General features: G+C 63.5%; 10 protein-coding genes. 3 read left to right on the top strand and 7 right to left on the bottom strand.

Features of this window, described 5'->3' with window-relative positions; translation table 11 throughout:
• Positions 1-163: 163 nt before the first annotated feature.
• Complete coding sequence (locus GA0070606_RS13945) at positions 164-1,000, top strand: alpha/beta fold hydrolase (protein WP_218106015.1); 837 nt, start codon at positions 164-166, stop codon at positions 998-1,000.
• A gap of 293 nt (positions 1,001-1,293) precedes the next feature.
• A complete protein-coding gene (locus tag GA0070606_RS13950; RefSeq protein ID WP_245724681.1) occupies positions 1,294-1,566 on the top strand; it encodes a hypothetical protein in 273 nt (90 codons plus the stop codon).
• Between the two features lie 259 nt (positions 1,567-1,825).
• On the opposite strand, the gene GA0070606_RS13955 is transcribed toward GA0070606_RS13950, so the two are convergent.
• Positions 1,826-2,332, bottom strand: coding sequence for a hypothetical protein (locus GA0070606_RS13955; RefSeq protein ID WP_091099158.1), 507 nt, complete (start codon positions 2,330-2,332; stop codon positions 1,826-1,828).
• A gap of 1,094 nt (positions 2,333-3,426) precedes the next feature.
• Between GA0070606_RS13955 and GA0070606_RS13960 the strand changes: the two genes are divergently transcribed.
• A complete protein-coding gene (locus GA0070606_RS13960) occupies positions 3,427-4,536 on the top strand; it encodes a DNA sulfur modification protein DndB (protein WP_245724944.1) in 1,110 nt (369 codons plus the stop codon).
• Between the two features lie 901 nt (positions 4,537-5,437).
• Here the strand turns inward: GA0070606_RS13960 and GA0070606_RS31950 are convergent.
• The 6 genes from GA0070606_RS31950 to GA0070606_RS13985 form a co-directional block, all read right to left on the bottom strand.
• Positions 5,438-6,724: a site-specific DNA-methyltransferase gene (locus GA0070606_RS31950; RefSeq protein ID WP_141721677.1), complete on the bottom strand. Its 1,287-nt coding sequence runs from the start codon at positions 6,722-6,724 to the stop codon at positions 5,438-5,440.
• 76 nt (positions 6,725-6,800) lie between these two features.
• Entirely contained in the window at positions 6,801-7,898 is a 1,098-nt protein-coding gene (locus tag GA0070606_RS31955; RefSeq protein ID WP_141721679.1) for a hypothetical protein, read from the bottom strand.
• Entirely contained in the window at positions 7,891-8,454 is a 564-nt protein-coding gene (locus GA0070606_RS31960) for a hypothetical protein (RefSeq protein WP_141721681.1), read from the bottom strand. The genes GA0070606_RS31955 and GA0070606_RS31960 overlap by 8 nt, the downstream gene beginning before the upstream one ends.
• A 92-nt stretch (positions 8,455-8,546) precedes the next feature.
• Positions 8,547-10,121 carry a coiled-coil domain-containing protein gene (locus GA0070606_RS31965; RefSeq protein WP_425413048.1) on the bottom strand — a complete coding sequence of 525 codons (1,575 nt, stop codon included), beginning with the start codon at positions 10,119-10,121 and terminating at the stop codon, positions 8,547-8,549.
• Positions 10,122-11,250: 1,129 nt separating this feature from the next.
• Positions 11,251-12,495 carry an IS256 family transposase gene (locus GA0070606_RS13980; RefSeq protein ID WP_091099176.1) on the bottom strand — a complete coding sequence of 415 codons (1,245 nt, stop codon included), beginning with the start codon at positions 12,493-12,495 and terminating at the stop codon, positions 11,251-11,253.
• A gap of 324 nt (positions 12,496-12,819) precedes the next feature.
• A complete protein-coding gene (locus GA0070606_RS13985) occupies positions 12,820-13,365 on the bottom strand; it encodes a GNAT family N-acetyltransferase (protein WP_091099179.1) in 546 nt (181 codons plus the stop codon).
• Between the last annotated feature and the right edge of the window lie 11 nt (positions 13,366-13,376).

Here is a 13,376-nt window from a genome sequence, read left to right on the forward strand (position 1 = left end):
CGTACCGCGTGGTCAGACGCGCCGGTCGTGCCGGTCGGGCACGATCGAGAGTCGCCACGAGGTACGGCGACCACTGACGATCCACTGTCACCGCCTCGCTGAACCCCCCGATCGGGCATGCGGGGTCAGCGCGGGAGCCGCCCGCCTCAGTACGCTCAGGGCCGTGCTGCCGATACACGTGACGGTCTGGGACGAGCACGAGGCGTGCGGCGACCAGGTGATCCTGGTGCACGGCACCATGACGTGGGGCCTGGCGGCATTCGCGCATCAGCGGCCGCTCGCGGAACACCACCGGATCCTCGTCGTGGACCGGAGGGGCTTCGGCGCCAGCCCCGACGTCGAACAGAGCGACTACGACGTGGACGCCGACGACATCGTCGCGCTGATGGACCGACCGAGCCACCTCGTCGGGCATTCGTACGGCGGAGTGGTCGCCATGCTGGCCGCGATCCGCCGTCCGGAGCGGGTCGGTTCGCTGGCGCTCATCGAGCCGGCCGCGCTCGCCGTCGCGGCCGACCATCCCGTCGTCTCCGCAGCGCTCGAAGCCAACCGGCGGTACGTGGCCGGGTCACGATCCATGTCGGCGGAGGACTACCTCCGCGCGGCATACGACGGGAGCGACGAGCCGATTCCCGAGCCGTTCGAGTTCGCCTTGCGGGCAGCGCAGACAGCCCAGCGGGAGCGGCCCTGCTGGGAAGCCGACGTGCCGGTTGACGCCCTCCGCCCGGCGAAGTACCCGAAGCTGGTGCTCGCCGGCACGTGGGAGACCGCACCGGCGGACTACCGTTCGGCGACCGGGGAGTCACTGCTGGCCACGGCGCGAGTCGTCGCGGAGCGGATCGGCGCCCGCTTCCACCAGGTCGCCGGTGCGGATCACTCACCGCACCGACAACGGCCCGAGGAGGTGAACCCGCTGCTGTCGCACCTGTGGCAGGAGGCGGCGCTGCGGGCACCCGAGGACGGCCGGAGGCCGCCCGCAGGGCGGTCCGCCAGCGTGTGAGCGCCTACCCTGCCTCACAAAGATCACAACACTTGTTGGCCGTTGTCGCTGGTCGCCGCTGACCTGCACCGCTTGTCGGCCGCTGCCGCCCACATTCAGCGCTCGTCGGTCGGCTGGCCGCACGACTGTCAGTCGTCGCGACCGGCCCCGCGAGGTTGTCTGCTGTCGCCGCTCATCCTCCATGGTTGACGGTCGGCTTGTTGGCACGGATGGCTGTACGGTCGCGAGGAGTCGTCGGAGACGACGGGGAGGCGGGGGTGACCCAACCAACTCGCGCAGTCGCATTGACGGCGTTGGCCGACCTGTGGGATCAGGGGTGCCCCATCCCCTCACCCGACGACCGTGAGCGGCTCGTCGATGTCGGACTACGCCGTTGGCACAGTTTCCATCGGCGGCATGCTCGTAACCGTCACCCGTCGCACGAGGACAGGGTTCGCGACCTGGTGCGTGGGCTGGTCCAGGCATTCGAGGCCGATCCGCGCCTGGTCGGCCGGCTGGTCAAGGACTACGAATGCGTCGCGGAGGCGCTCGCCACAGCCGCCACTTCCTCGACGCGGGAGCGTTGATCGATCCTTCCGAACCGCCCAGTTTGCAGGACTTCTCGGCTGGCCTGAACCGTTCGGAACGCCTGCTCACCCGGCGCTGCCGTGCTAACCGATCATGACCGCCGGGACCTCGGCTACTGGCGCATGGCTGGCATGGTGCCGATGAGTGCGTGGTTCTCCGACGGGCACGGCTCACCGTCCCCGGCCATCGGGTCGAGGGCAGATTGCGTGTCGCCGGTGAGCATCGGCGTCGAAGGCGGATGCCGCCATGGTGGCGTGGCTACCACGGCCAGTGCCTAGCCAGGTGGGTCGGATCGTCGCCCGGCGACACTACGAACACCTTCTCGCCGCTGTCATCGAACACCAGCAGCGGCCCCGCCTGCGACGCCAGCGCCACCGCCGTGGCCAACACGGCGCTGCCCGAGGGTTTGCGGAACCCGATGTCGGTCACGGCCTGGTCCAACTCCACCGGCTCGTCACCGTCGGCGCCATCAACGACGCCCAGACTGACCTCGCCCAGGTCCAGGCCGCCGTTCGATACGCACGTGGCTGGATCCGGGCAGCCCGGAAGATCCCAGGTCAGATCATGCCCCGCGATCTGGAACCACGGCACGCCGTGACAGCCGGCCTCCCGGAACGCGGACAGGACCTGCGCCACCGTCGGCAGCTCACAGGCCGCCGGCGGCTCCTCGGGCAGACCAAAGGACGACTCAGCGCCAGCCGCCCACTCAAGCCCGCCGTCCTCGGCCGCCCTACGCAGCGGCATCACCAGCAAGTGCCAACTCACAGCACGCATCGTGTCATTCGACGGCTGTGAACCCTGGAACGCGAACTGTCCCCTCCGGGCCGGCGTCGCCTCCCATCGGCCCAGGCACCAGAATCTATCGATCTTGATCCAGCGTCAACCATCCTGCGACGCGGTTTCGTCACCCATGATGCGAGACCAGGCACACGGCAGCCGGCCGGTCAGCTTGCGTGGACCGCCGTGGCGTCGTCGCTGCCCTTGTTCGCCGCCCGGATTCTGGCGGCCCCTGACAGCTCTGCTGCCTCTTGCTGCCTCCGGCCGAGAATTCGCCCGCGGAGAGCGGCCTACACGGGGATGGAGACGACCTGTGACCTGCGTCGGAGCGCTTCCGCCGGAAAGGGACGACCCCCGTCGGGGGGAAAGTGACCTGACGTAGCGGCGAGTGTGATCAAGTGCCGTACCGCGTGGTCAGACGCATCGGTCGTGCCGCCGAGCATGATCGAGTCGGACCACGCGGTACGGCGTTCGCTGACGATCCGCTGACTCTCGTATGACGGGCGGCACCCGCCGGAAACGGCCGGAGGCGCTCGCAGAACAGTCCGCGGCGCGTTCTTGATCACGGTACTGACACGCGGTTTAGGAATGGAGTAGGGCTGAAACCATCTTCAAACGGCTGACCTGCTGCTACGGACGTCGCCCGAGGCGGCTGAGCCAAGATCCGTCGTTTAATGGTCCGCACTCACGCCGGTCGTCACCGCCAGTTCGAAGATCGTCGACTGCCAAGGTGCCAGGTCAGCGCGCGGTGGTGCCCGTTCGTGACCGCCCCTCCGGATAGTGGTTGTCCCGTCGACTCCCGCAGCCTATCCCAGCATCGATCGGAGCTGGGATACAAAGATCATCAGGGATCCTCGTAGAGCTCCCGCGGCTCCGAGTTGCTGGAACCGCGGGGAGCGAATCCGCTCGGCCAGCCACCCCGCAGTTCGGATTAGCCCGGCTGCGGGGTTGCGGGGGCGATTGCCGTGCGAGTACAGTCGCGGCAGCAGACCACGCAGGAAGGCCGAAACGTGACTTTTGCCGTCTCAGAGGGTGTCCCCATCCGGCTGATGCCGTTCCGCTCGTATGCAGCCGTCGGAGTGATGAGTTGGGGAACACTCCTGACGCTCGTGCCAGACCCCGTCAGAGAAGAGAACGCAACTGCCCTCCGCAGCGATCGGAAGCTACGCGAACATGCGGAGTTGCGGTCCGAGGTGCAGCGCCTGCTAAAGGGAACCGCTAAGGGCAGGAACGTCAAGCCTTACGCCGCATACATCGCAGCCGGGCTCCGAGGCGAACTTGATAAGGCATGGTCATCACCCCCTATCTGCCTCTGGTCCTCTCGATCGCTGGAACCCGTGGACGGTGTCGCTTCGCTACCTCTGGGAGTTCCCATTGTTGCCATCGATGGGGAGACCCAGGTTGCAGCAATGCACGCCATCATGAATGATCCGGCAGCGTTCGACCTGGACGAGGCGGTGATCGGTAGAACGCCGGTTGCTTTCGAGATCTATTGGGACATCACAACCAGCGACGCCCGGCAGATCTTCCATGACCGGAACTTGTTCGGCGTGTCCGTTGCCAAGACTCTTGCGCTCTCGATGGACCAACGCGACTTCGGTACAACCATCGCTCAGCGGGTACTGTCGATCACGGAGGTCTCCGTCGACGGCAAGACGGAGAGTTTCAGCCACTTTGTCAACGCGCGCAAACGCCAACTAGGGCAGAATGATTCAGAGTGGATGACCCTCTCTGCACTCCGCTCTCTCTGTGTCACCGTCCTCCTTGGCAAGCCAGGCATCGAGGCAACTTCGGGCACGATCGAGAAGTCGGACCTTTCCGGGCTTGACCCGCAGGCAGCCTTGAACGAGGTCTCCACCACCGTATCCAACCTGGTGCGGGCATTCTCCAATGACCTCGCAACGCGGTCCGCCTTGACGGCTCCCGCGGTGCTTGCTGGTGTGGGTGCCGCTGCTCATCGGACGACCAGTTGGACAAGAGAAGAGCCGCGACTGACCAGCGAACAACTCCACTCGCTCCTTCGGCAAGTTCGCTGGGAGCGCGAGGAGAAATACTGGGAGGGGGTGGCGGCTAAGCGCACCGCGAGTGGGGGACTCTCGTTCGCCGGCGGCGCCAAGGACTCTGGCCACCGTGTCTGTGATGCCATCATCAATCCAGACTCAGACCTCGGTAAGCGTATCCGCGGCCGGTAATGCCGCGAACGCTCGGGCCTGCGTGCCCGGCGTCGTACGGCTCGCCGCCCCCGGCCACCGGTCGGGGGCGGCCTTGTTTCGTGCTGGCATCCCGCGGCCTGGCTCCCGTCCTTCGGTGGCAAGCCGCGAAGCGGCGCGGCAGCGATCGCCCCGACATCGACGGCGGCTGTCCACTCCGGCGATCGACACGGCCAGGATGCCCACCCAATCCTGAGAGCCCAAATGAGGGTGCTGGTGGCAACGAAGAAACTGAGTCCCTTGGCATAGATCAGCCAAGCTAGGCCCGACGCGCCGGCCGATGCCGGCCGGAGGCCGCCAGCAGGCCGAGCGTGTCGGGCCGCGCCGTGCTTGCGCGGCGCCTTGATCCAAGAGAGAACGTTTCGGCAATGCTGAGACGATTTCCAGGCCTGCCGTCTAGCGCTCACCGAAATCTAAAGCCGTAGGAGCAGCAGGGCTGGTCCCGGGCGGGACTTTGCCGGACGATGTGAGCGCGGCCGAAGGAGACGACAAATGGGACGGCTGGGAACCTAACATGCTTTCGATGTCTGCGACCCGCTGTTCAACGCCGCTCGTGTACGGCCTTCCGCAGGATCGGAACTGTCAAGGTGATACCGGCGAACCTGCCTGTACGCAGCCGTATGAGACCACGACTGAGACCGCCACTAGCTCAACCGCTCAACCCAGCACTTCCGACCTGCCAGCAGTTCCCAGCGCTGCATGTCGCGCAAGCACTGCAGGCTCCACCCACGGCTGACGTCCAATGCCGACAGCTGTCAGACGCACCAACCCGCCCCTTGGGCAGGCGAGGCGCATTGGCTCCCCCGGACCTGGCCCGTCCGCTGCCGCCCTACTGCGGCTGATGGGCACGATCCCTCACCCTTTGGGTCGAAAGCAGGTGGCGTCACGCGGGACGGAGGCAAACCACGCTTTCCCTCGCGTGTCCCAAGTCATCTGTTCGCCGTCGAAGCTCTCTCGCTACACGAATCTCCTCCACCTGCCAGCCAACGAGTTCAGCCAACGCTGCGAGGAGAATATCTGCAGCAATTACCAAACGGCTGTCGCCGGTGCCGTGTACCGAGTTGCCGACAACAAACACAAGGCGTGACTCAGCGTGCACAAGCTTCCGGAGTGACTGAAACACGCGCAGCATGTCGTCAGCGTATCCTGCAATAAGCTGGCGTCGTCCTCGTTCGTAGCGGTCTGACGGCACGGCATTCAGCAGTGGGTCAATGAGCTTCTGAACTTCGTTCGCAACATCAAGTGACCGAAAGGTATATTCGTCCGGAAAGTAGAGACTTGTGTGGCTGCGAACAGTGGCAAGCCGCTGCGATTTCATTGCCTCAACGCTATCGAAACAACCGAGTGCCCAAGCCTCCGTCTTATAGACCTCTGTGTAATCGATGTTATTTGGGTACGGAGGTGAGAATACGATCCAGTCGTAGGCAGGCCCAGCAGCGCACCGATCCGATTCTCGAGCGTCGCCTTCCAACACGGTCACAGAAGACGAAGTCTCGGTCTCGCCGACGGACTTCAGGTCTTCGAGGCATCGGTCGAGTGCCGCCGAAAATGCCTCGATTGGCGAGGCCGGACGACGTTCGGGGGTGTATCTGAGCGCACGACCGTCTCGGCGCAGCCGACCGGACGGCTCCACGGCGGATGCAACACACGTCTGAAGCACTAGTCGGGCATCTCGGTCTTCCACCGAGCGCACCGCTTGGCTGAGCGCCAGCAAAGACCGCCTATGGGATGGCGGATAGTACGACCTGTTGTTCAGCGTTACCGAGGCCGTTGAGATCCTTCGCCTTCCGCCCATCATTGCGGCGTGTTTTTCAAGCACCGAAGGCAATATATTCTCAATAGCCCTAGCGACCTTTGCGCCACCAAGAAGGCCCGCCGCCTTCCCTTCCGCAACGATACGGAGAACGGGATTTCGCTCGATCAACGTGACGTGCGAGTCAAGCTTGCGCTCAATTGCAAGGTTTGTGGCACTAATGGCCGTAGTGCCACTACCGGAGAAGGGGTCGAGTACCCTCAAAGGACCGGACGACTGATCTCCGGAATCCTTAATGAGCCTCTCAAATAAGCCAAAGGAGTAGGCTTCCTTCATTTTAAACCAGCGGTGGAAAGGTTCATCGTTATTCCCCGCCGGCACGACCAGTCGCCCGTAGTCCGAACTACGGTCGAACACGTCCCATTTCCGCTCTAGCGAGCGGTAATGCTCCGCGACTACTTCGGCTGGGTTAGACAAGTTATTCCTCGCGGACTCATGAACCGGCGTTGGACAGAGTAATCATTGCTTTATATCTACGGTAACTCTCGGACGAGGAGAAGAGGTGCCAGCACTTGACTCGCACCTCGAGTCGTTCCGCCAACTCTCGTACATGGTTGAAGCAGTCCTGGCCTGACGGAGCAGATCGCATATCAAAGCAGCAAAGGGCCGCCAAACGCGCACCATTGCCTCTTCGATATTCAGAAGCCTGTAGCACGCCTTTCTCAACCCAATCTTTATTAAATGCGTCAGAAACCGATGTGCCTGATGAGTTTTTCCCCCGGAGGACCTTCAACTCAAGGACGGCGTGCAAGGTTTGCTGGGCCCTATCGTTAAGGGAGGGTTCCTTGATGAGAATGTCGAGCCTGCCCTCAGGTTGAACCTGCTCCGCTTCGATGAAGCATCCGATGAAGTGCCCGCTAAGGCCGCTGCGGATTACGACCGAAACCTTGTCCTCTGCGTTCTTTACCGCCCATCCCCGAGTACTGTCGCCTTCCCAGAGCTTGCCAGCGTTACCCTGGACATCCGGGGTGCATAGCTGCTGTTCGTAAACCCGATCGATGACCTCGAACACGTCGTCAACCGAGACGTGCGTGACGTCAATCCGCACAAGTCTACATTCACCCGGGCTGCCGAGCCCTTTAGGGTAGTACCGAGCTTCGGGTTCTGGCGTACGGGTATCCAGAATCACAGCTGGAGCCTCTCCTACGCCGAGTTCTTCCACCACCATGCTGAAGAGATCAGCGTCATTCTCCGACTGCACCTCGATGGCCGTGCCGCAGTTGGCAACTTTATTCAAGAACCAGAGTCGCCCAGATACAGGGTCTAGGCCATTGTCCAGCATCGGAAAAAACTGGCCCTTGTCGGCGCTCGACACGTCTAGCGGCTCAGGATGCAAAAAGAAGACAGCCGGGCGCCTCGGCGCGTGGTTCAGCTCTCCTCGCACCAGTCGTTTCCTGATAAGGGTGGCTACGCCGCCCAGGAAGCGAATCTCATCGGAGAGGTCAGAGTTCAGCCCGACCCCAAGGAACTGCTGTACCGTGTCCAGCAACGCCTCGGGACTCCATGCGTCGCCTCCCCAACTGTCAATCACTTCTCCCCCTGAGCAACGAGTAGAGATGGCGGACGTACAGGTGAGTGAGCTCGGCTTCCGTGAGTCGGTGATTCTGACCTACAAGTTCCGCGAACTTCTTCGTCACCTGACTCGTCCTTGTGATCTCCTCGCTGTTGTCGAGGTCGACAATCCCCCCAAAATCGATATTCGGATCACTGTAGGTTGCATCTGCTTGCGCAGCAACGGAGAGACCGGGAACGCCCAATCCCGCAAGCGCCAGCACAACTTCCTGTACAAAAGCTAGCTCGCGCCGATATTCGAGATCTCGATCCATTGCATCGACAATACGTCGGCCGAGTACAGCGTTCAGTGAGTAGTCGGCATCTAACGACCAAGAACCGTCGACGGGTACGTGGCGGACATTTCCTGCCAAAAAAACAGCTCGCCCGACCAACTCATCGATCGCCGCCTGCAACTCCGGGCTAATTGGAACGCGCTTCTTCTTTAGCACCTGCCCTTCAACCAAGGGAATGTCCCATATTGGCGCTAAAGCATCGGTGAAGTAGGCGATGGTATGTACAGCCGATACTGGCACCGGCGTTATGCCAGCATTGCGGCACGCGTACAGGATGGCGACAAGCCGAAGATGAGACCGGAGACGTTGAACTTCGGATCCCTTTAGCTGAATCATTGGTCCCGACCCTGGAAGACCCGAACTAGTGCGTTGTTGTATTCATCCCTGAGCTCACGAACGGCGGCGGTAGGATGGGCAATCTCGAAGAGATCAACAACTCTAGAGTCATCCTGTTCGTTGACACCTGCAAGCCGAAGCAGAGTCGGGATCAGCTCACCGTCGACGAGATTGGACGTGATGACTAGGCGGTTACCAGCGTCCGGATCGCCGAACCTCATCAAGACTCGAGCTGCTCTAGGGGCGAACACGGCGTCCAGCGACGATTCTGGAGCATCCACCACTAAAGATCCACGGCCCTCGACACCCGCAACTTTCATCAGGGCCATACGGAACGCGAGATCGATGAACTCCCGCTGACTCTCTGAAACCTCTCCCGCACCTGTTCGCCGCACCAGTAGTCCGGAGTCACTTGCGGACATATCGACGGCAAAGGTGCCGAAGTCGATTGTGTCGCCAGACTGGCCGACTTTCGTCTTGCGGCTCTGCCAAATCAGGTCACAGGTCCCCAGCAGGAAGTCCTTCGCGTAGGCCCTGAAGGTGCTCTTTACATCCTCTCGGAACGAAAAGATTGTCTGCTTCTTCTGTTCGACAAAAGCTCGGAATGTGCGCTGCGCTATCGCCAACTCCTCGCGGCGCACCTCAAGGGCCGCCGATAAGGCGTTGTACTCCTTTCTCCGTTCGTGCACCTGCTGGCTGCCGGCGGGTAGCTGCTTGACGAGGTGGTTAAGCTCAGCACTTCGGTTCGCTATTGCAGATTCCAGCTGGGCCAGCTGGGCGACTGCCGATCGGTAAGCCGCCTCCGCTTCGCTTCGACGTTTGGTTGCCTCTGCGAGCCTGTCCTCCCGTGCACGAAGAGCATGGCCCAGCTCCTCCAGATTCACGTCGGGTGCCGACGAGTTGGCGCGCTCGATCACGGATTCACATACCACGCACTTGTGGTCGTCTATTCTTCGCCAAAGGAGCTCCGCTGCTTCAGATGCATCGTTTCCGCATGCCAGGCAAGTCTGTGAGGCTAGGAGATATCCGAGTATGTAACTAGCACTCTCGCTTTTCGATGGGAAAGCAGCCTGTAGTTCGACAAGTCGGCGGTGCTCAATCTCTCGGTAGACCGCTTCCCGGTCTTCGGCGGCACGCAGAGCCTCAAGCCTCGCGCCCTGGCGCTCCGCCTCGATGTCGAGCAGCATCTCTTGAACGCGCTCGAACTCGGCTTGGTCTCTGTCCTGTTGCTGTCCCAGATCGTTGATCCGGGCCTCCACCTCAGGGCGGCTTAGTGTCGTTTGCTCGGCACGGGATATGGAGGCTTCCTCGCGATGAAGCAAGGCCGATATGTTCCGGACATGGCTGTCAAGGCGAAGCGCCTCCGCCTCCAGATCCGTCCATTTGGACGATTCATCAGGCGGAAGGAATAGCAATCGGAGGAGTTGACGCTGCGCGGTGGCGTCCCAGACCAGTGATCGCCGATCCTCAAAGTAGAACGTCAGGTACCGAAGAACCAGGATCCAGTCGGGGAAACTGGTTAGTCCGGTAGCGTCCAAAAGCGCATCGTGATAGGCGTCCTCGTTCAGCATTCGCGGTTGGCCGTCGACTTGTAGCTCCGTAAGGGCCAGTGTCCTCAGGCTCCGTCCCACGACAAGCGTCGTCTCTCCCACACGGAAGCGGAGGCGGGCTGTAGCACGCGCCGCTGAATCGTTCACACGTGACGCGAAGGCCCGGCGGTCTGAGGCGCTGATTGAGCCCATCTTGAACTGGCGATTACCCAACGCGCCCGGCGTCAGCCCCTGGATGTCATTAGGACCAGTGCACATCCTGTACAAGAGCAGCACAAGAGTGCTTTTCCCGAGTCCGTTCGCACCTAGCACCAGGGTCAACCCTGACTCGAAGTCGACTTCGAGGCCAGGAGTATCTTGGGTACCGGGGTATAGACCGTAGCCTTCGACCTTCAGATGCTCGAAGAGCGGAAAGCGAATCACCGCGGCCTCGGCAGGGCCTTGCGCGTCCGGGCGGATACCTCGATGTCCACTGTGCCCTCCACTGGGGTTGCCATCCGGTTTGAGCACCTTACTGGACGTGTGGCCCGATTGGCTTCGGTCGTTACGGTGGTGTTGTACGGCGGTTTGGCGATCTCAGCTCCTTACGCCGCCTCGCGATCCAACGCCGACCGCTGGTGCGGGCGCTCTGTCCTACCGTCTGCCGTCGACCCGCCCTCATGGGGAGACACCTGTCGTTCTGCGGCGGCCCTTCGGGCTTCCCGCTCTCCGCGCCAGCCGCCGGGCATCCGACGTGACGCCGCCGAGCGGCAGCGGCCGGCGCACGCCCAGGCGGCGGCGTGCGGCCCGCTCAGGCCGCCTTGAGGAGGTACAGAGACTCTGCACGGTCGGCGCTATCTGCACATGTCGGGTCTCAGGACGGACGCTATCCGCACGCCTGATGAAGTCGCTCGACCGCGACGAAGATTTGTTGCTCGGGACCAGGTCGGCTCGGCCGCCACTCAGCGAGAACGGGTCGGACGGCGTCAACGAGCCCGGCGAGGTCTTCCGCAGTGGTTGGCTCGGGCAGTGCGTCGAGCGCGGCGGCCGCCTCCACGGTTGCCTGATGCCGGTGAGCGTTCGTCGGTGTGTCTTGCCAACCGGGCGTGTTCCGCCGGTCACGTCCGCGCTGGTGGTGTAAGAGACGGCCATCGCGGGATCCGGGTTGATGTTATGCGGCGATCGGGGTGGGCTCGTCCTGGTCGGTGTCGTGTCGGTCGGGCTGGGCAGGGATGAGGCGGGCTTTGGCGAGGAGTTCCAAGCCCATGTAGCGGCGGCCTTCGGTCCACTCGTCGGTCTGCTCGGCCAGGACGGCGCCGACGAGGCGGATGATCGCCGGCCGGTTGGGGAAAATCCCGACGACGTCGGTGCGGCGGCGGATCTCCTTGTTCAGCCGTTCCTGCGGGTTGTTCGACCAGATCTGGCGCCAGATCTCGCGGGGGAAGCCGGTGAACGCGAGGAGGTCGTCGCGGGCGGTGTCGAGGTGCTCGGCCGCGGCCGGGAACTTTGCCTCGATGGTGGTCACGACCCGTGTGAACTGGGCGCGGACGGCGTCGGTGTCGGGTTGGTCGAAGATCGTGCGGACGAGTGTGGCGATCCACGGTTGCGCCGACTTCGGGACTTTGGTCAGCAGGTTGCGCAGGTAGTGGGTGCGGCAGCGTTGCCATGACGCGCCGGGCAGGGCGGCTCCGATCGCGGCCACGAGGCCGGCGTGGGCGTCGGAGATGACCAGGCGGACACCGGTGAGGCCGCGGGCGGTCAACGACCGTAGGAAGGCCAGCCAGCCGGCGCCGTCCTCGTCCGAGGCGACGTCGAGGCCGAGGACTTCGCGCCCTCCGTCGGCGTTGACGCCGACGGCGATCAGGGCATGAACGTTGACGGTCCGGCCTGCCTCGCGGACTTTCATCGTCAGCGCGTCGGTCCACACGAACGTGTAATGGCCTGAGTCGAGGGGCCGGTTGCGGAACGCCTCGACCTGCGCGTCCAGGTGGGCGGCCATCTCCGATACCTGCGACTTGGACAGCTGCCGGATCCCGAGCTGCTCGACCAGCTTCTCCACCCGCCGGGTCGACACCCCGAGCAGGTAGGAGGTGGCCACGACCGAGACCAGGGCCTGCTCGGCCCGCCGGCGATGCGTCAGCAACCAGTCGGGGAAGTAGGAGCCCTGGCGCAGCTTCGGGATCGCCAGGTCGATCGTCCCGGCGCGGGTGTCCCACTCCCGAGGCCGGTAGCCATTGCGGGAGTTCACCCGCTCATCGCTGCGCTGCCCGTAACCGGCGCCGCAGATCGCGTCCGCCTCAGCAGACATCAACGCCTGCGCGAACGTTCTGATCATCGCCTGCAACACGTCCGGCGACGCGCCCTCGATCTGCTCGCGCAGCAGGTCAACAGGGTTCACACTCTCTGAAGCGGCCATCGCGTTCTCTCTTCCTTCTCTGACTTGGTCGTCTTGAAGGATCGACGCGATGGCCGTCTCTCATCTACGCAACACGCCCATCACGGGCAAGTCGTACACCACTTCACTGGACGCAACCTGTTCCGCCACTCGTGCACGCGCTCGTACACCTCGGCTGCGGCGGCTCGGATGAGGGCCGCTTGCTGGCGAGGCGTAAGCCTGGTGCGGGTGTAGGGAGGGTCGGCGGGTTCCTGCGGCGGCGTGTCGGCGTCGCGCATGGCGGCGATCGTACCGGCGCCATGATCGGAACTGCTCGCGTGCGTGCTGCGAGACGAAGGCGAGCGGTCAGCCGGCGGTGGTGCTCCACTCCGGGGAGAGGATGGAGTAGAGCAGGGAGTCGCGCCAGGCGCCGTTGGTGTAGACGTGGTCGCGGAGCCGGCCTTCGTATTGCATGCCGAGCCGCTTGGCGACGGCGATCGAGACGGCGTTGTCGGGGCCGATGGCGGCGGTGATGCGGTGGAGTTTGAGTTCTCGGAAGCCGTAGTCAGCGATGGTGCGGGCGGCGTCGGTGGCGTAGCCGTGGCCCCAGTGGTCGGCGCCGATGGCATAGCCGAGCTTGGCGGCCTGGTGGCCGGTGAGTCCTAGCCGCGCGAAGCCGATCATCCGGTCGGAGGTGTCGGCGACGGCTAGGTAGTACTCGTTGCGCGGGGTGAGCTGCGCCCGCGCAACGGCTCCTTCAACCATGGCGACGGTGGCGGCCTGGTCCCGACTGTCGAAGGAGAGCCACTGGGTCACTCGGTCGTCACCGACGATCGCCAAAGCGTCGGCCGCGTCATCGGGTCGCAGTTCGCGGAGGGTGATGACGCGGCCGGGGATGGTGATCGGGTACATGTACTGATGGT

The organism is Micromonospora citrea (genome assembly GCF_900090315.1).
In the GTDB taxonomy this organism is placed as follows: Bacteria; Actinomycetota; Actinomycetes; order Mycobacteriales; family Micromonosporaceae; genus Micromonospora; species Micromonospora citrea.